General features: G+C 69.5%; 19 protein-coding genes. 12 read left to right on the top strand and 7 right to left on the bottom strand.

The features are described 5' to 3' along the window. The first annotated feature begins 29 nt into the window (after positions 1–29). Positions 30–611 (top strand): DinB family protein, encoded by a 582-nt coding sequence (locus tag ACWEN6_RS36420; RefSeq protein ID WP_452576549.1) that lies wholly within the window; start codon positions 30–32, stop codon positions 609–611. Between the two features lie 45 nt (positions 612–656). Here ACWEN6_RS36420 and ACWEN6_RS36425 read toward each other — a convergent pair whose 3' ends face one another. The 3 genes from ACWEN6_RS36425 to ACWEN6_RS36435 all read right to left on the bottom strand — a co-directional run bounded on the left by ACWEN6_RS36425 (position 657) and on the right by ACWEN6_RS36435 (position 4,523). Next, positions 657–1,721, bottom strand: coding sequence for a ferritin-like domain-containing protein (locus ACWEN6_RS36425; RefSeq protein WP_452576550.1), 1,065 nt, complete (start codon positions 1,719–1,721; stop codon positions 657–659). 446 nt (positions 1,722–2,167) lie between these two features. Beyond that, positions 2,168–3,661: an SMP-30/gluconolactonase/LRE family protein gene (locus ACWEN6_RS36430; protein ID WP_452576551.1), complete on the bottom strand. Its 1,494-nt coding sequence runs from the start codon at positions 3,659–3,661 to the stop codon at positions 2,168–2,170. A 337-nt stretch (positions 3,662–3,998) separates the two neighbouring features. Beyond that, positions 3,999–4,523, bottom strand: a complete 525-nt coding sequence (locus tag ACWEN6_RS36435; RefSeq protein WP_452576552.1) for a CGNR zinc finger domain-containing protein — start codon at positions 4,521–4,523, stop codon at positions 3,999–4,001. A 166-nt stretch (positions 4,524–4,689) separates the two neighbouring features. On the opposite strand from ACWEN6_RS36435, the gene ACWEN6_RS36440 reads away from it, so the two are divergent. From ACWEN6_RS36440 to ACWEN6_RS36450, 3 genes are all read left to right on the top strand, one after another. Continuing rightward, entirely contained in the window at positions 4,690–5,484 is a 795-nt protein-coding gene (locus tag ACWEN6_RS36440) for an alpha/beta fold hydrolase (protein WP_452576553.1), read from the top strand. 193 nt (positions 5,485–5,677) lie between these two features. Beyond that, the gene (locus ACWEN6_RS36445; RefSeq protein ID WP_452576554.1) at positions 5,678–6,193 is read left to right on the top strand and encodes a hypothetical protein; all 516 of its coding nucleotides are present in this window, start codon (positions 5,678–5,680) and stop codon (positions 6,191–6,193) included. A 262-nt stretch (positions 6,194–6,455) separates the two neighbouring features. Then, positions 6,456–7,322 carry a phosphotransferase family protein gene (locus ACWEN6_RS36450; protein WP_452576600.1) on the top strand — a complete coding sequence of 289 codons (867 nt, stop codon included), beginning with the start codon at positions 6,456–6,458 and terminating at the stop codon, positions 7,320–7,322. 43 nt (positions 7,323–7,365) lie between these two features. Here the strand turns inward: ACWEN6_RS36450 and ACWEN6_RS36455 are convergent, their stop codons facing one another. Beyond that, positions 7,366–7,743: an FAD-dependent monooxygenase gene (locus tag ACWEN6_RS36455; protein ID WP_452576555.1), complete on the bottom strand. Its 378-nt coding sequence runs from the start codon at positions 7,741–7,743 to the stop codon at positions 7,366–7,368. Between the two features lie 189 nt (positions 7,744–7,932). Between ACWEN6_RS36455 and ACWEN6_RS36460 the strand changes: the two genes are divergently transcribed. From ACWEN6_RS36460 to ACWEN6_RS36480, 5 genes are all read left to right on the top strand, one after another. Beyond that, positions 7,933–8,139: a Tn3 family transposase gene (locus ACWEN6_RS36460; protein ID WP_452576556.1), complete on the top strand. Its 207-nt coding sequence runs from the start codon at positions 7,933–7,935 to the stop codon at positions 8,137–8,139. Between the two features lie 301 nt (positions 8,140–8,440). After that, positions 8,441–9,400: a CPBP family intramembrane glutamic endopeptidase gene (locus ACWEN6_RS36465; RefSeq protein ID WP_452576557.1), complete on the top strand. Its 960-nt coding sequence runs from the start codon at positions 8,441–8,443 to the stop codon at positions 9,398–9,400. 30 nt (positions 9,401–9,430) lie between these two features. Then, complete coding sequence (locus ACWEN6_RS36470) at positions 9,431–10,258, top strand: MerR family transcriptional regulator (RefSeq protein ID WP_452576558.1); 828 nt, start codon at positions 9,431–9,433, stop codon at positions 10,256–10,258. A 215-nt stretch (positions 10,259–10,473) separates the two neighbouring features. Next, positions 10,474–11,061 (top strand): GOLPH3/VPS74 family protein, encoded by a 588-nt coding sequence (locus tag ACWEN6_RS36475; RefSeq protein WP_452576559.1) that lies wholly within the window; start codon positions 10,474–10,476, stop codon positions 11,059–11,061. 6 nt (positions 11,062–11,067) lie between these two features. Further along, positions 11,068–11,442 (top strand): hypothetical protein, encoded by a 375-nt coding sequence (locus ACWEN6_RS36480; protein WP_452576560.1) that lies wholly within the window; start codon positions 11,068–11,070, stop codon positions 11,440–11,442. Here ACWEN6_RS36480 and ACWEN6_RS36485 read toward each other — a convergent pair. Further along, entirely contained in the window at positions 11,427–12,602 is a 1,176-nt protein-coding gene (locus tag ACWEN6_RS36485) for a hypothetical protein (RefSeq protein WP_452576561.1), read from the bottom strand. The genes ACWEN6_RS36480 and ACWEN6_RS36485 overlap by 16 nt on opposite strands. A gap of 301 nt (positions 12,603–12,903) precedes the next feature. Here ACWEN6_RS36485 and ACWEN6_RS36490 point away from each other — a divergent pair, with 301 nt between their 5' ends. Continuing rightward, positions 12,904–13,350, top strand: coding sequence for a MarR family winged helix-turn-helix transcriptional regulator (locus ACWEN6_RS36490; protein WP_452576562.1), 447 nt, complete (start codon positions 12,904–12,906; stop codon positions 13,348–13,350). 128 nt (positions 13,351–13,478) lie between these two features. Then, positions 13,479–14,309, top strand: a complete 831-nt coding sequence (locus ACWEN6_RS36495; protein ID WP_452576563.1) for a class I SAM-dependent methyltransferase — start codon at positions 13,479–13,481, stop codon at positions 14,307–14,309. A gap of 383 nt (positions 14,310–14,692) precedes the next feature. On the opposite strand, the gene ACWEN6_RS36500 is transcribed toward ACWEN6_RS36495, so the two are convergent. Beyond that, on the bottom strand, positions 14,693–15,325 hold the full coding sequence (locus tag ACWEN6_RS36500) for a TetR/AcrR family transcriptional regulator C-terminal domain-containing protein (protein WP_452576564.1): 633 nt from the start codon (positions 15,323–15,325) through the stop codon (positions 14,693–14,695). Positions 15,326–15,673: 348 nt separating this feature from the next. On the opposite strand from ACWEN6_RS36500, the gene ACWEN6_RS36505 reads away from it, so the two are divergent. Next, positions 15,674–16,636 carry a quinone oxidoreductase family protein gene (locus ACWEN6_RS36505; protein ID WP_452576565.1) on the top strand — a complete coding sequence of 321 codons (963 nt, stop codon included), beginning with the start codon at positions 15,674–15,676 and terminating at the stop codon, positions 16,634–16,636. Positions 16,637–16,821: 185 nt separating this feature from the next. Here the strand turns inward: ACWEN6_RS36505 and ACWEN6_RS36510 are convergent, their stop codons facing one another. Then, positions 16,822–17,778, bottom strand: coding sequence for a cyclase family protein (locus tag ACWEN6_RS36510; RefSeq protein ID WP_452576566.1), 957 nt, complete (start codon positions 17,776–17,778; stop codon positions 16,822–16,824). Positions 17,779–17,797: the final 19 nt, after the last annotated feature.

Here is a 17,797-nt window from a genome sequence, read left to right on the forward strand (position 1 = left end):
CGCCGGGCGCGTCACCGATGATGGCCGCCATGGCCACGACACGACGAGCGGACATGTTCACCGCGGACGGCAAGCCCTCCGACGACGACCCGCGGGAGAACGGGCCGACGTTGGGCGACGAGCGCACCACACTGATCGAGAACCTGCGCTGCGCACGCCTCACACTGGAGATGAAGTGCTCCGATCTCGACGCGGAGGCCATGGCGCGGCGGTCGGTCGAGCCGTCCACGATGTCGCTGCTCGGGCTGGTGCGACACCTGGCCGAGGTGGAGCGCGCGACGTTCCGGGTGCTGATGGCCGGTCACGACGTGCCCCGGCTGTACTGCTCCGACACCGACCGTGACGGTGACTTCGACGGCGCCGTTCCCGACCCCCAGGTGGTGGCGGAGGCGTGGGAGGCGTGGCGCGCCGAGGTGGACTTCGCCGAGCGGTACGTCGCCGAGGCGCCCGATCTCGACGTCACCGCCGACGACCCCGAGAACCTGCACGGCAGCGGCGGGGGACTGATGTCGCTGCGCGAGGTGCTGGTCGGCATGATCTGGGAGTACGCCCGCCACATGGGCCACGCCGACCTGCTGCGCGAGCGCATCGACGGCCGCATCGGCCAGTGATCATCCCCGCCGCAGGCTGTGCGCGCCGTCCAGGTTCGCGCTTGGTCAGCGTGACTCGGGCGGTAGGTACTCGAAGATCGGCCCGGCCGTGGTGCCGTCTTCGTCGGGCGTTCGCATCAGGGCCTGGGCCTGGGCCTTGAGCGCGTACATGGCGCGCGTGGCCTGCCCGAGCAGCTCGGGGTGGCCGTTGAAGGCCTGTTGCAGCACCTGCAACAGCTCGCGGTAGCCGTGGCCGAACTCCTCCTGCGCCACGCGTATCGGGCTGCCCGGGGCGTGGTCGGCCAGCCGCGGGTTCCGCCGCATCGGCAGGACGCCGGCCGGGTCCATGGAGATCGTCTCGCCGGTGGGCCCGGTCTGCGGGGTGTCGCCCCGCCGGTAGCGCCGACCGGCCTTGAGCTCCTGGAACCGGTAGTAGTGCGCGACCTCGTCCCGTTCGGGGTGGAAGACATCCTGGTCGCCGTCCCAGACCTCGCCGCCCGCCGCACCCTCGCCCTGCTCGACGATCTCTTCCAGCGCCGCCAGCGCGGACTTCAGACCGTCGACCGCCGCCAGCCGCCCGGCGGTGTGCCGGAAGTGGCCGGCGCTCACCTGGCGGGACGGATCGCCGCAGAAGACCGCCTGCTCGCCGAGCCGGTCGCACAGGTCGCGCAGTCCTTGCTCGATCGCGGCGTAGAACTGCCCGATCGTCTCGTAGGCGTCTCCCTCCGCCGGACCACCGGGCGGTGCCGGCCGTTCGAGACGCAGGAACATCTCCAGCGCCTCGGCGCCGAAGGGAAGCAGCGACAGCTCCAGGGACCTGTCGCCGTGCGGCAACCGCCGCGGGTGCGGCGGCAGCATCTCCGGCCTGTCCAGCCGTGGCCGGCCACCGACGGCGTTGAGCAGGTTGGCGGCCAGCACGAGGTGCAGCATCTCCTCGACGAAGACGCCGCCCACCACCTCGGCCGCCTCCGGGTTGCGGTCCGGGTCGAGCGAGTAGAGCGCGCACAGGTACGGCGGCAAGGTCGCGTGCTCCAGCTCGATCGCCCACTGCAGGTGCTCGCGGAGACTGTCGAGCGTGTCGATCCGTGCCGCCGAGGCGGCGGCGGACTCTGGCGGTCGCGGGTGTTCCATGGGTGTCCTACCTCGGTGTTCGGGAAGGGGCGGATCGCACCGCCACCAAAAGGGACGCTCGGGACGGGTCGCGCACATGGACGCCGGACCCCGATCGCCAGCTAAGACAGGACAGCCCACCGGCCCTGTGACAGAACCCGCGAGAAAATCAGCCGGCCCACCCCGCCCGCGCCGGGCTCGCGGCGACATACGAGCACTCGGCTCGCCCGGGCCGGCCGAGGCTCCTTGCGACCGCACGACCATGCGGGCCGCCGGACCGGGATCCATCACGGGCGGAGCGGAGAAAGCTCAGAGGACACTCGACCCGATCGCGGCGAGGTGGTCCGACACCGCGGACGAGCGGCGACCGGCGCGCCCACCAGCGCGGCGAGATCCCCTCCCATGCCTGACCAGGCGCGACCGTCGGCCCGGGCAGGGCACCCGGCCCGGGCGAGGTGACGGCGAGGTCAGTACGGCCAGCCGGGGACGTTCAGCCGGACGCGGTAGAGGCCGAAGTTGCCGCTGTTACCGCCCCGGGAGGGCGTGCCCGAGGTGATGTACAGCGTCCGGCCGTCGGAGCCGCCGAAGGCGACGTTGGTGGTGTTCAGCCCGGCGGAGATGGTGCCGAGCTGAGCCCCGGACGGCGCGTACACGTGAACCTTGCCGTCGTTGTAGGACACCTGGTAGAGGTTGCCGGCACAGTCGATCGTCGCGCCGTCCGAACCGTTCAGGGACGCGAAGTCGGCGCGCGTGCCGACGCTGCCGTCGGCGTTGACCGGCCACTTGTAGACCTTCCCCGAACCGTTGCCGCCGACGTAGAGCGTCTTGCCGTCGGGGGAGAGCACGATGCCGTTCGGCTCCCGGATGGTGTCGTCGATCAGCGAGACGACGCCGTTCTTGACCCGGAACACGCCGGTGCGGCCGGACATCTGGTCCGTGCGGTTCGCGCGCTGGAAGTCGGGGTCGGTGAAGTAGACGGTGCCGTCGGCTCCGACGGTGAGGTCGTTAGGCGAGTTGAAGGCGTGCCCCTGGTAGGAGGAGGCCACCACGCCCCGCGTCCGGTCCGACAGGCGGAAGGAGGAGACGCTGCGCTGGTCGTGCGTCGCGGCCAGCAACGTGCCTCCGTCCCGGCTGAGCGCCAGGCCGTTGCTGCCGGAACCGGCGATGAAGGTCTCGAAGGTGTTCGGCTCGGTGAAGCGCAGCACGTCCGCGGGCTGGACGCCTTCCGAACCGGTGCCGTCACGCATCAGCGACAGCAGCAGGGTCTGGGTGGTGGCGTCCCAGACCGGGCCCTCCAGGAAGTTGAACCCGTCGCGGATCTTCGTGGCGGACACCGACGTCGACGGCAGCGGGTTGGGGTAACTCGTGCCCGGCGTGCACGGCCCGACGCCCGGGCGTGGCGTCCCCGGCGAGGGGGTGGGCGTCGGCGTCGGCGTGGGTGTGGGCGTGGGCGTGGGTGTGGGTGTGGGTGTCACGGTCGGTGTGGGCGTCGGCGTCGGGGAGGGGGTGGGCGTGACCGTGGGGGTGGGGGTGAGGGTCACGGGCCCGCTGCACATGACGCCGTTGAGCCAGAAGGTGTTGGGCACGGGGTTGGCGCCCGTGAGACTCGCACTGAACCCCATGCCACTGGCCGTGGCGTTGGTGGCGATGGAGCCGTTGTAGGACATGCTGGTCGCGGTCACGTGCGCGCCCGACTGCGTCCACGTGGCGTTCCAGCCGGACCCGATCCTCTGGCCGGAGTCGGGGAAGTCGAACTCCAGCTTCCAGCTGCTGACCGGGTCGCCGAGGTTGGTGATGGCCACATCGCCCTGGAAGCCGCCGCCCCACTGATTGACGATCTTGTAGGTCACCTTGCACCCGGCGGCGGCCGCCGCCGGCATCGTCACCGCTGCGACTCCACCGGAGACGACCAGCGCGGCGGCCAGTCCGGTGACCGCGAAAGTGGCGAGACTCCGTCTCATCTGGGCGTCCTTTCGGCAACGACGACGGGCAGCCGCCGCCCGCCTCAGAGCGCCGGTCGGGGACGGGGTCCACCGGCACGCCACGCGGCGCACCGCCGACCGACGTCCCGGGATCAAAGATTAGGTGGAGGGTCGCGATCGGTCGCCCGTCACGGCGTCCGCCGGGTGATACGCCGCCTGATCACCCTTCGCGCGGCGGCCGGTCGCTGCCGCACCGACGCCCGCCTCAGCCTGGGCGAACGCCACCGCCTGCCGGTCCCGGCGAGCCGATCGGCGACCGAGAAGAGCCCGGGCCGCGGCGCTGAAACGTTCAGCCCGCCTCCGAGCGCCTGGGATGTCAGTTGACGGCCGGGGCGTTCTTCCGGCGTTCGTAGTGGCGGCGCGCTTTCATGCGGTTGCCGCAGCCGGCCATCGAGCACCATCGGGCGCTGTTGCTCTTGGAGTGGTCGACGAAGAAGAGCGTGCACTCGTCTTTGTTCTCGCAGGCGCGGAGCCGGCCGGGGGCGGTGTGCCGGAGTGCGTCCCAGGCCACGATGGCTCGGGCTGCCAGGATGTGCTCGCGAGGCGTCGCCAGCCGCCAGCTGATGCCGGTGTCGCTGATGAGCGGCTGGTAGCTGACGCCGTGGAGCGCCGGGGCGAGCGCCGCCGGCGTGGCCTGGTCGTGCACCAGTGCCTGGAGCGTGTCGCGGGTCGAGCGCAGAAGTGCGAGGTCTTCGCCGAGATGCGCTTCGCCCGCGTGCTCCGCGATCCAGGCGCCGGCCTCCTCGGGGTCGGCGAGACGATCGGTCACCTCTCCGGCGACGGTCGGGGTCGTGTTCAGCAGGGCCAGGAGCAGCCCCTCGTCCAGGCTTTCGACCTTCATCGTCGTTCTAACCTCCATTCTTGTTTGACAAGGTTACACTCCCATGCTTACCGTCTAACCAACAAAGGTGACTATGGGGGTTAGGGCGATGAGTGCGGTGGTGCACCACAGGTACGCGACGGTCGAGGGGCACCGACTCTTCTATCGGGAGGCCGGAACGGCGGGCATGCCAACGATCGTGTTGCTGCACGGCTTCCCGACGAGCTCGTTCATGTTCCGCGACCTGATCCCTCGGCTGGAGGGGTACCGGGTCATCGCCCCCGATCACCTCGGGTTCGGGCTCTCCGACGCGCCTCCGGTCGAGGAGTTCGACTACAGCTTCGACGCGCTGGCGGACCTCACCGCCGGACTGCTCGGGCAACTGGGTGTGACCCGCTACGCGATCGGCGTCCAGGACTACGGCGCCCCGATCGGCTGGCGGCTGGCGATCCGCGACCCCGACGCGGTCGTCGCGGTGATCAGCCAGAACGGGAACGGCTACGACGAGGGCTTCGTCGCCGACACCTGGCAGGGCATCTGGCGCTACCAGCGGGAGCAGACCCCGGAGAACGAGGCGGCGCTGCGCGGGCTGTTCACCCTCGAGGCGATCCGGGACCAGTACGTGACCGGCGTCGAGGACCCGAGCATCGTCAGCCCGGACACCTGGCACCTCGACCACGCCTATCTCTCGCGGCCGGGCAACGCGGAGGTCCAGCTGAGCCTGTCCTTGAACTACGCCACCAACCCGCCCCTGTATCCGGCGCTGCACGAATGGCTGCGCAGCAAGCAGGTGCCGGTGCTGGCCACGTGGGGCAAGTGCGACCCGTTCTTCGGCCCGGACGGGGCCCGCGCGTTCGCCCGCGACACCGCCAACGCGGAGATCCACCTGTTCGAAGGCGGCCACTTCCTCCTGGAGACCGCCGGCGAAGAGGTGGCGGCGCTGATCCGCGACTTCCTCGCCCGACACCTGCCGGCGGCCTGAGATCTGCCGCGACGACGGAACGATCGCGGACAGAGGAGCAGCGCCGGTCAGCGTGTAGCCGGGGAGTGCGGAGGTGTGTCCCGCTGTGACCGGCGTCACATCTGCAGTTCGCATTTTCGACACCGAACAAAGTTCTGGAAGCGCCTACCGTCGGGGACGTCGAATCGGACACACATCGAATGGAGAAGAATCCATGTCCGTCAAATCCCCGCTGATGTCCCTGGCCGCCGCCGTGATGGCCGCCGGAGCCGTTCTCGCCGGACCGGCCGGCGCCGCCCACGCCGCCGCGGTCAAGGCGGTCGACTCGGCCGCGACCGTCTGCGTCAACGATCCCGGGCTGAGCCTGTCCAGGTGCTTCGGTTACACCTGGCACGACGATTTTGCGCCCGGGGAATTCCACGACCACATCCTGAACGCCCCAGAGAGCGGCCAGTCGGTCGGCAGGTACTACGCCGGCTTCACCGTCAGGGTGGGCGTGAGCGCTGTCAAGCTCACCTACGGCGCCGCTTACGCCTGGGCGGTGGAAAGGCACCTGAAGCTCGTCAGCAGCGACCGGACCGCCAACGCCAATGTCTACGACAAGAGCAAGCTGACGCTGTACTGGCCCCCCTCCACCGGCGGCTTCACCGACTCCGCGAAGGATGACCTCAACCTGGGCGCGCCGTACCCGGGCAGCACCACCCTCTCCTACACCAGCCATGCCTCCTGAACGGAACCGTCGGCGAATCCCGCAACGATGAGCAGACCGAGGCGACCCGTACGTCGACTTGATGGGACCGGTCGACGCGTGACCCACGCACCGGCGGCTCCTACGGGCCGCCGGTCTTGGTGGAACAGGCCGTCCCTCCGCAGACCGCAGATCATCTGCTCACCGTTGATGGCTGTACTCCGGCTTCCCGGCGCCGTACTAGAGTCGCGGGATGGAGAGCCGGGGCCGCGATCGTGCCGGAGACGTCCAGGATGTCGTGGCCATGCGGCTGCCCGGCTATCGGGTCCACTCGGTGGTGCTCCTCGGCGAAGGTCAGGACAACATCGCCTACGAGGTCAACGGCGAGTTGATCGTACGCTTCTCCAAGGAGCCGGACCCGGCGGTCCGGGCCGCGCAGGTGAGGGACGAGGCCGGCCTTCTGGCGGCCGTCGCGGACATCTCACCGCTGCCCGTCCCCGAGCCGAGCTTCACGGTCGCGGAGGAGGGCTGTCTGGCCTATTTCAAACTCCCCGGCACACCGCTCATCGACCTCCCCGCGTCGCGGCGATCGGCCGGCACCGCCGGCACCGCCGGCACCGCCGCCATCGCCGCCACGCTGGGCGAGCTGCTGAACGCGCTGCACGGTGTTCCGATCGGGCGGATGGCCGAACTGGTGGACACCGATGACCAGCCCAAGGAGCTGTGGTTACGTGAGGCCGCGGAGACCTACGCCATGGTCGCCGGCCAGGTGCCGCCGGTGTACCGCCACGCGGTGGAGGCGTTCCTCGACGCGCCGCCGCCCGCCGACGGGCACGCTCTGGCGTTCTCCCACAACGACCTGGGGATCGAACACGTTTTGGTCGACCCGGCCGGGCGGGCGGTGACCGGCGTCATCGACTGGAGCGACGCCGCGATCGTCGATCCCGCCTATGACTTCGGCCTCATCTACCGCGACCTCGGGCCCCTCGCCGTTCGTGCGGCCCTGAGCAGGTACCGCACCGGCGCCCACGAGGCCGAGGCGATCGGCGCACGCGCCGCCTTCTACGCCAGGTGCAGCGTCTTGGAGGACATGGCCTACGGAATCGACACCGGCCACAGCAGCTACCTCACCAAGAGCCTCACCGCACTGCGGTGGCTGTTCCCGGCGTAGTGCCACACTCTTGATGGGGACGTTCGACCGGGGTCACGCGCCGTCAACCGGGCAGAGGGTCTTGGCCGAGAACGCGGGCGCCGTTGGCGGCGGAGACGCGGACCGCGGCGAATCCGGAGTCGATCATTTCCTGCTCGTAGGAGCGTAGCGCGGGGACGAGCGGGCCGCCGTGGGCCAGTGCCGCGGTGAGCGCCGCCGTGTCGCGCAGGGCCAGGTTGGCGCCGGCCCCGGCCGCCGGGCTCATGGCATGGACGGCGTCGCCGAGCAGCGTGACGAGGGTGGTCCGCCAGGTTGGAATCGGGACGCTGGTGCGCAGGTCCAGCGGGAAGACTTCGTGCCACTGGGCGATCGTCCGGCGGATGAGGGGGTGCCAGCCGTCTGTCACGTCCATGACCAGGGCCCTGAGCTGGTTCTGCGTCATCGTGGGCAGGTCGGGCGGCAGGTCTTCGGTGCGGGCGCGCGACCTCGAAGCCAGTCAGCCGCATCCCGTACGTGATCGTCTCCGCCACGTCGCCCAGTAGGGGGGTCCTGGCAGCAATGAAGAAATTTCAACGAAGTACCGCCTGACCAGCGGTAACGGCTGCGCTTGACGGGTTGGTGATCACTGTCCGTGCGGGGCAAGACTCTGAGCGGCCGGAACACGGTCATCCACGGCGGTCAGGTGCTCTCCACGTACACCCATGTCTCCGATCAGTGGTCGACGTACGGCACGAAGATCATCGTGCTGACGGCGCGGGAGGCGCACTACGTCCTGGCTCGCTCCACAGCGGCCGCCGTCCTTGGCCGCGGCCGAACCTCGGCTCGTCATCGCCCGTGATCCCCACCGTAGATGTCTCGCGAACGCCGTCCAGGCCCTTTGCGTCGCCGCAGGTCAGGCAAATATGTTGGAAATTTCCCGGGACTACAGGTCAGTGGGGAGCCACTCAAGATCCACTCAATGTGGGTTTTGGGCTTATGTGGGCTGACACCCAAGATGTGCGGCTGGGGGACGGTCCTCGGCCTGGCTGGCCTACCACGACAGGTGCTGGCCCTTGGCCCCACTGGCGGCTTGAGTGTGCCCCCAGGGCACGGTGTTCGCTAGTGCGTGGAACACCATCTCGACCCAGGAGGACCGCCCGATGTCCGCACCACGACCCGACCAGACCCCGGCCACGGCCGCGCGCCCCAGCTCACCGCACCAGGCCGACGGCCTGGCACCCGGACGTCGCGGGCCGGGTGTCGACGGCTCCCGGCCGTTCGGTGCCCACGTCCGCATGAGCTGGTGGAGGCCGCTGGTCGTCCTCGTCGTGCCGCCGGTCGTGATGCTGCTCCTGCAGATCCTGCTGTACCAGGTCGTGGGCGTCATCGAGGACAACGACGACCCGATGTCCGCCACCTTCACCCCGCTGAAGCTCCTGGCCGTCAACCTGAGCGTGGGCATCGCGGGCGTGGTGGCGATCCTGCTGCTGGCGCGGCTGGCGAAGGTGCCGTGGCGCAGCCTGATCAGCTCGCCTCGAGCGTTCGACGGTCGGCGCCTGGCGCAGTACCTGCTCGGCGCGGCCCTGCTGGTGGGCGCCGGCATCGGCGTGGTGGCGCTGGTTGCCCCCGAGTCCCCGGGCTGGGTCGCGTTCGGTGTCTCCGGAACGACGATCCTCATACTGCTGATCACCGTGCTGAGCACCCCGATCCAGTCCGTCGGCGAGGAGCTGATGTTCCGCAGCGCCGTGCTGCCCGCCGCCGCGTCCTGGGTGCGCGCGGTTCGCCCGGCCCTCGCCGTCGGCTTGGTGGTCTCCAGCCTGGCCTTCGCGGTCGTTCACGGCTCCAGCGACCCCTGGCTGTTCGGCTACTACACTTTCATCGGCGTTGCCACGGGACTGATGGCGATCATCAGCCGCGGCATCGAGGCGCCGGCCGCGTTCCACATCGCCAACAACGTCCTGTTCTCGAGCGTCAACACGCTGATGGCAGACGGCGAGGCCTACACCATCGACCGGTCCACCGACACCGGTGACGAGGCAATCCTGATCCTCGCCGCCGTCAACATCGCCATGGTCGTCCTCGTCTGGGTGCGCGAGCGACGTGTACGGATCACGACCTAGAACCCGCACCGGATGACGAGGTGAGGACCCATGACCTGGAGCACACGCGAGATCGCCGACCTGGCGGGTACCACGGTGAAGACGGTGCGCTACTACCACCAGGTCGGACTGCTCGACGAGCCCGACCGCGAGCCCAACGGCTACAAGCGCTACGAGGTGCACCACCTGACGCGGCTCCTGCAGATCAAGCGCCTGACCGGGCTCGGCGTGCCGCTCGCGCAGGTGGCCGAGATGGGCACGAGCGGCGAAGGGCAGGCCTCGATCTTCCGGACCGTCGACGCCGAGCTCGAGGCGAGGGTCCGGCGGCTGGAGAGCATCCGGCGGGAGCTGGCCACCCTGGCGCAGCCGGGTGCGTCACCGGAGGTGCCGACCAGTTTCAGCGGCCTCGTCCAGGACCTGCGCGACAACGACCGCGCCCTGCTGACGATCTACGCCCAGCTCTTCTCGGAGGAGTCGATGGAGGTGCTGCGCCGGACGCTCGCGGCACACCCGAACGACGATCTCGACGAGGCGTTCCGCGACCTGCCCGAAGACGCCGACGATGCTACCCGGCAGGCCCTCGCCGAGCAGCTCGCGCCCTTCATCGTCCCGGGCGCCACCGAGCACGCCGTGACGCTGGAGCCGCGGGCCACCACACCAGGCCAGGCCGAGGCGGCGCGGCGCGCCGCCGGTCACGCCCTCAGGGCGCTCTACAACCCCGCGCAGGTCGACGTGCTCCGTCGAGCGCACCTGCTCCACGAGGCCGACGACGACAACCCCGCCCAGATCGATGTGCTCACCCGCGCCGGCATCATGGTCAGTGCTCAGCCGTCATCCGACGACCGCGGAGACGGCGAGAAGCCACAGTCTGCTCGGTGATTTGACCATGTTCTGGGAACCCCGCTTGTACTGGGTTTCGAGAACCACACGATGACCCGCGCGACAAGGAGTTCGCAACGTGAATGCCACATCGCCCGAGCCGCTCGACGGAGGCGAGCCCCAGCACGGCGGCCCTTCGCTGGCGGAGGATCTCCTGCTCCTGCTGTTCAGCCCGAATCCGGAATGATCGCCGCGGCCACACTCTCGCGGGCGCCGTGCTGAGCGACCTGACGCTGGCGGGTCGGCTCACATCCGACGGGGCTCATGTGAGCGCCGCACGAGCCGATGCCTCTGGCGAGGTCCCGCCCTTCGATGAGATCAACCGCTCCGTCTGGACCTATGTCGCCGAGAAGCCCCGAAGCGTCCAGGCCGCCCTCGCGGGGACCGGACCGCAGCTTCGGGCACAGCTGATCGCACGCGGCGATATCCAGCAGGTGCACAAGGAGGCGTTCGGTCTGTTCCACACCACCGCACTGGTCGAGAGAGTAACCGGTCGCCGAGCGGTGCTGCTGGAGAGCGTGCGTACCGTTCTCGTGGACGGCGGGGAGCCTACCGCACGCGTCGGCGCCCTCACGGCCTTGCTGTCGGCTAGCGGAACCCTGCCTCGATTCCACCCGCACATCCCCTGGACGACCCCGGTGATCACACGCGCGAAGCAACTGGAACAGGGCGACCGGGGAGCCGGCGCCGCGGCTGAGGCCGTGCCCCGCACAATGACCGCGATTCTCCTGAACAGCATCATCGTCGCGGCAGCCGCCCAACCACCCCCAGCCGGTAGAGGTGCCGGCTGCCCATGGACATGAGCATGGGTGGCGCAGATCTCGACGTCCCTCCAGACGAAGGGGCCGTCCTTCTCCGCGAGAGAGATCGCCTGCGGCGTCCAGGCGGGCGGCGACCAGGACGATGACGCCCTGCTGCTGCAGAAGCTGCCGCGGACCCCGCGCATCGTGGCCATGTCCGCGCACGCGACCCTGCACATGTTCGCCGGATGGCGCAGCCGGGTCGCGGTACTCACCGACGAGCAGACCGAGCAGCTCTGGCCTGCTCTGCCGCAGGAGAAAGAGGTCTCGCTGAGCGTGCGGGATCACGCCATGGTGCGCGTACTGGCCCTGGACGGGCGGGCCGGCTACGGCGAGTTCTACGGCTCACCGGACAGAGACCCTCGAACTCAGCGGTCAGGGTAGAGGCCCTCGAAGGCGCGGGCGACGATCTCTTCGTGCGACAGGGCCTGTCGTCCGGCTCTCGCCGACGTCGGCCATCCTGAACCTGTGGCCGTGCTCTGCTTGACCACCTCCTCGGGCGCTGTGAAGGAGTGGGCTCTGTCTTCGAACTCCGTGGAGGGTTCTATCTGGTCATCGTCGCCAAGGGCCAGCGGGTTGGGCTGGGCAGGACGTGGGCGGTCATCGTCGTCCGGCAGCGGAGACTCCAGAGGGTTGCCGTCCTTGTCCACCCGTGTGGTCTTCACATCAGGCTGGCGACCCGGTTCTCGGCTGATCGTCTGGATGGTCGCGCCGCCGTCGCTGTGATATTCGACCGCGGTCGTGCTCTGATTGCCTTGGCCTGGGTTGTCGGGCTTGTCGGTGAAACTGGCGCTGCGGTCGGTCATTTTCCCGTTCACGAAATGCTCTCTGACCTCCAGCAGGCTCTCTCCCTCGATCAGGCCCCCTGGGAGCATCGCCCGGTCGTCCTCATATCGGTCGGTGACCACTTTGCCGACGTCGTCGATCGTGGTGACCGTTTTGTCGCCGATAATGTGATAGCGACCATCCGCGTCCGTCTTTTCTTTCTGGGAATATTGTGACGTGGTCACCAGGCCGGACCTGTCGGTCGTGATCTCGCGCCGTTCCAGTGAGTCCACGCCACCGGGGACCGCGGTGCGGATCCACGATCCAGACCCCGTCGAGATCGTGCTGCAGGTGACCGGGTCGATGTTCCGTAGGGTGTACTGGTCGATGGTGCTGCCTGATCCCTCCGACACACTGCCTTCTTGCACCCGCACAAGGCGCCCGCCGCCGTCATAGGTCAACTGCCGGTAGGTGCCATCGTCGTTGGTCCAGCGGACGACCGTGGGGTCCCCGGGCAGAGTGGACGGCTGAGTGATGTTGGTCCGGCAGCCGGGCTGGGGAATGAACGTCATGATCGCCTCTAGGGAGTAGGCCAGCGAAAGACTCCCCTTCGTATCGCCAAGGGCACCTTGCGCATTACAGGGGTTTCCGTAGTAAGCGGCGAAGAGGCGGTAACGGCCAAAACAAGATGAACACGCAGAATTCGGGTGATTTCCCGCATTGCTGACCTGGCGTCCGGCGGCGATCTCCCTGTCCTGTCGTCGCCATTCGGCGAGCATGCCGGCGAACCCGGGCTCCAGGTGCCGCCGTTTCGTGTACGCCAATCGCTCCCCGGGTTTCCATGCCTTGCTCGACGGCAGAAGCCCCGACGTTCTCCAGTGGCGTCAGTGCGCGGCTCGCCTCATCGCGCCGGAGCATCGCGGCGGCGGCCTGGCGGGGCCGGTTCACGGCGACGCGGGCAAGCGCCTCATCCGGAACGGGCCGGCACCCCCGCCTCGGCGGGCAGCGTCGCAGGGTGTCCCGCATGGCCCGATCGCTTAAGGAGTTGACCGTTAAGTCCTTAATGGTTATGTTCGGGGTATGGAGCAGCCGGAAGACCTCCCCACCAGCCCCCTGGAAAGTCTCAGGGTCATCAACTGGGCCCAGGTGCGGGCGGGGCAGGAGTGGATCCGCGCGCGAGGACTCAGCTTGCAGCAGGCGTTCGTGCTGAGCCATCTCGCCGCCAATCCCGGTGCCATCCAGCGCGACATCGCGCGGGCGACCCGTACGAGCGCGGCGAACGTCTCCGGCGTCCTGCGCGGCCTCGAAGCGCGAGAGCTCGTCGAACGCCGCTTCGAGGACGGCGACGAACGCAGCAAGCGCGTCTTCGCGACCGACGCCGGGGTCGCGCTCATCGCCGGGCGCGACGAGGCCATGGCCGCGGCGGACGAATCGATCCTCGCGCCGCTGACCGAGTCGGAGCGAGCCACCCTCCAGGTGCTGCTCGACAAGATCACCGCCGGTCTGCCGGACCCGGGTGACGCGTAGCGCGCCCGATCCGGGCCCGTCGGACCGCATTCCTCGTTCCCTATTCCTCGTTCCTCGCCGTGGCGGCATGTGCCGCCGCGCGATCGCACCTGCCCGGACGCACGCGTCCAGCACCGAAGGAGCAGACCATGACGCGGGAGAATCCGCTGCTGACGATGATCCGCGAGGTGTGCGCCCTCGGGCGCGCCGAGTTGGAGCGGCCGTCCACCGCCGAAGGCGACCCCGACGCCGGGCGTGCGCTCGTCCGGGGGTTGCGGGCCATCGGCCCGGACGGCGAGCCCAGCGACATCTCCTTGTCCCTCGCACTCCTGGCGCCTCGCGCCGCGTACTTCGACCGGCTCGTGCTGGACGCCATCGCGGCGGGGGTCACCCAGGTGGTCAACCTCGGCGCCGGCTACGACGACCGCGCCCTGCGGTTGCGGCACTCCGGCGTGCGGTTCTTCGACCTCGATCTGCCCGGCATCGTCGCGGACAAGGCTCGCCGCCTCCAAGCGACGGGCACCGACACCGCGCACCTCGCCCTGGTCGCGGTGGACCTCCACACCGACGATGTCGCCGAGGTCCTGGCGCGCGCCGGGCACGACGCCCACCGGCCGACCCTGTTCCTCGCCGAGCACCTCGCCCTGTTCCTGGAACCCGGCGACGTCGCATCACTGATGGCGGGGCTCTTCGACCGCGCGGCGGCAGGGAGCACCCTGGCCATGACCGCCGAGGTGCACCCTGCCGACCTCGACTCCGACCTCGTCGTCGCCACTGTGGACGACGTCATGTTCGGCGGCGCGGGACCGCTGCACACGATCCAATCCCGCGACGCCTGGCTGGTACTGTTCGCCAAGACCGGTTGGCGGGTCGGCAACGCGGACGACGCGGACGAGGTGGCGGCGGTCGACCACTTCCACGTGACCGTGGCCGATCGCCCCACCCAGATCCAGACGCAGTTCCTCACCGCGACAGCGTGAGGAATCGCCCCTGTTCCGGCAGCTACCGCCAGGTTCGACGTTCTTCGTCGTCGAGGGTGGTGCCGGCACCGGCGAGCAGGCCGCTGGATGCGTGCGGCCGCCATCGCCCGCTACGACGCCGACATCGAGGTCGTCGGCCCCGACGAACTCACCGACGCCTTCGACCGCCTCGCCCGCCGATTCACCAGGACCGCGGCCGCCACGGCATCACATCACCGACTTCCTGAGGTGCCACGCCTGCGAAGGAAGTCCACCATGTTCCCCGCCGGGACGGCTGTTCCACAGGCGAGGGCCTATGGAGACGGCGACGATGCCAGCCTGCTCTGCTGGGCGACTCGGGGCGCTCGTGTCAGGGCTCACTCGCCTGCGGAGCGGCTGACCGGTCAGGACGTGGGGCCGGACTGTGCGGCAGGACCATGGATGATCTGTTCCAGGCAATCGCGGAACAGATCGTCGACGGTGCGGCCGGGTTGGAAGTACTCGGCCACCCCGGCCATCACGGTGGGGTACGCCGTGGCGTACGCGGCCATGTCGAAGCCGTCCAAGGCGTCGGCGTCGGGGCGGCCGGCCTGTTCCTCCAGGACGTAGCCGACGGTGAAGCGCAACACCGTCAACACGATCAGGCGAGCCTGCCGCAGGGGAATGCCCCGCCCGACCAGTGTGCTCATCGCCAGTTCGGAGATGGCGGCCATTTTGAGGGACAGTTGGGAGGCCGCGATGATCCGGGCTCCGTCAGGGTGGGCCAGCAACGCACGCCGCAGCCGCCCGGCCAGGTCGATCAGCCAGGCCTGCCAGCACTCCTCCGGCGCGGGGGATACCAGCTCGGGGAACTGCTGATCGAGGATCGCCTCGGCGATCGCGGTGACCAGCGCCGCCTTGTTCGGGATGTGCCAGTAGAGCGTCGGAGACCGCACGCCGAGCCGGGCGGCCAGTTTGCGCGTCGTCACGCCGTCCAGGCCCTCGTCGTCCAGTAGCGCGACGGCCTCGGTGACGATCCGCTGCTTGTCCAGAACCAATTCCGCTACCTCCCTTGCGCACTCTATCAGTGATAGAGTTCTCTATCACTGATAGAGAGACGCGTCAGAGGAGGCAACGATGAGACACCGGCACTCGCTCCGCGACCTGCTGCACTGGGCGACCCATCGCATACCTGGCATTCCGGTGCACACCGAGCGGCCGGCCGGCCACCAGGGACAGGTCCGCCACGGCCACGGGTGGAGGCACTCGCTCCCGCACCACCGTTCGCACGATGGCGCGCACCACCGTTCGCACCGCCACGGGTTCAACCACGCTCCGGCCCGTCCGCCTCGAGTGCTCGCGGCGTGGCAGACGCGGATCGCCCGCTTATTCGGTCAGGAGCTGGGATGAAGGCGGCGGTGCTCCACGAGGCCGGCGGCATCCCGCGCTATGAGGACTTCCCCGATCCGGTGGCCGGCGACGGCGAGGTGATCATCGACGTCAAGGCGGTCGCCGTCGAGAACGTCGACAAGGCGATCGCGGCCGGCACGCACTACGCCGGCGAGAAGTACCTCGGCCGGTTCCCGGTCATCCCTGCCTTCGACGGAATCGGCGCCCTCCCGGACGGCACGCTCGTCGGGTTCGGCGACATCCGCCTGCCCTACGGCGCGCTCGCCGAGAAGGCCGTGGTACCGAAGGGCTCCTACGTGCCGATCCCCGACGACGTCGACCCGGCCGTGGCGACCGTGATGGCCTCGGCCATCACCGCGATGTCGATGAAAACGGCCGCCGGGTTCGTCCCCGGGGAGACGGTGCTGGTGCAGGGCGCCACCGGGGTGGCCGGGCGGCTCGCGGTCAAGGTGGCCCGGCTGCTGGGCGCCGGCCGGATCGTCGCCACCGGTCGCGACGACGACCAGTTGCGCGAGGTACAGGCCATCGGGGCCGACACGGTGATCAACACCGCGGTCTCCGACGAGGCTCTGGCGCAGGCGTACCTCGACGCCAAGGGGGACGGCGGCTACGACGTCGTCGTGGACTACCTGTGGGGCAGGCCCAGCGAGACCCTGCTGCGCGCGCTGGTGCCGAGGTCGTTCGCGTTCGGCAAGCCGACCCGGGTGGTCCAGATCGGCGAGTCGGCCGGCAGTGAGCTCGCCCTCGCCGCTTCGAGCCTGCGCACGTCCGGCGTGGAGATCTACGGTGCGGCCAAGGGGCTCGACCCGCGGACCATGGAAGAGGTGTACCAGCAGATCCTGACGTGGACGCGGTCCGGCGAGCTCACCTTCGACGTGGAGAAGGTCCCGCTGAGCGACATCGAGACCGCCTGGCAGCGAAGCGACCTCAAAGGCAGGCGACTGGTCGTGATGCCATGACCGGCCACGGCACACCAGCGATGATCACCGGTCGGCGTTCCGAGCGCCGTCCTCACCCACGGCTTCGATGGATCCGTCTCGAGCGGCGGCGCCTGGTGCCGTGACCGGCACTGACCACCGGCTTCGCGCGTAGCCGGCCGCGCCGATCGGATGTGCCGCACCAGTCCGACCGGCGCGGGCCCCGGTCAGAATGTGGCGATCGGGTTGACCGGGCTGCCGGACGTACCGGCGAAGCGGACCGGCGCGACCGCGAGGTGGAAGTCCCACTGGCCGAGGTCGGCGGCCGTCGTCGCGCACGCCTCCAGGTCGCAGTTGTCGAGCATCCACAGACCCATGGCGACCAGGCTCACGGCGTGGACCGGCATCAACACGTCTTCGTACCCCGACGGCTGCACGTCCTGGGGGGTGTCGGCGCCGATCAGCGCGACCTCCCGTTCATAGAGCCACGGCAGGCAGGACGCGTGCCAGCCGGCCTGCGTGAAACCGCCGGCCGCACCGGTCTCGTGCCGGACGCGGCCATGGCCGGTCCGCAGCAGTACCGCATCGCCGGCTCGCACCCGCACACCCTGGCGACGCTCGGCCTCCTCGAGATCATGGGGGAACACGCCCTGCCCCGGTTCCAGCCACGGCACATCCCGCGCGCTCGCGATGTCCAGCAGGACACCACGGGTGATGATTCCGTTCGCCGCCGCCGTGACGGACGCCCACGACGATCCCGTCGCGGCGTCGACCAGCGAGTGCGACCGCCCGTTGTACATCGTGCCGTCCCAGTAGATGTGGCACGGAGAGTCGAGGTGGGTGAGGGTGTTGCCGTGGAAGGTGATGCCGAGACGCTCGGTCGAAAAGCCCCAGCGCCGGTCGTTGCGGAATCCGGGCGCCGGCATGTTCTCGGCACCCGGCATGTCGGCGGCGCACGGGCACGTCGTCGTCGACCGCTCCATCTCCTCCGGCACGGCGACCTCCCACGCGCACGACACGCTCCTGCCGTGGCGCACGGCCCGCGCCGCCGCCCGCCGGACGTCGTCGGTGATGTGGTTCAGAGTGCCGAGCTCGTCGTCGTCACCCCACCGTCCCCAGTTCGACAGCGTGTCGAAGTACCCGAGCACGTCGTCCTGTGTGGGCATCGGTCGCTCTGCCGTCATCTCAGCATCGGCTCCTCCG

This window comes from Sphaerisporangium sp. NPDC004334 (genome assembly GCF_053602655.1).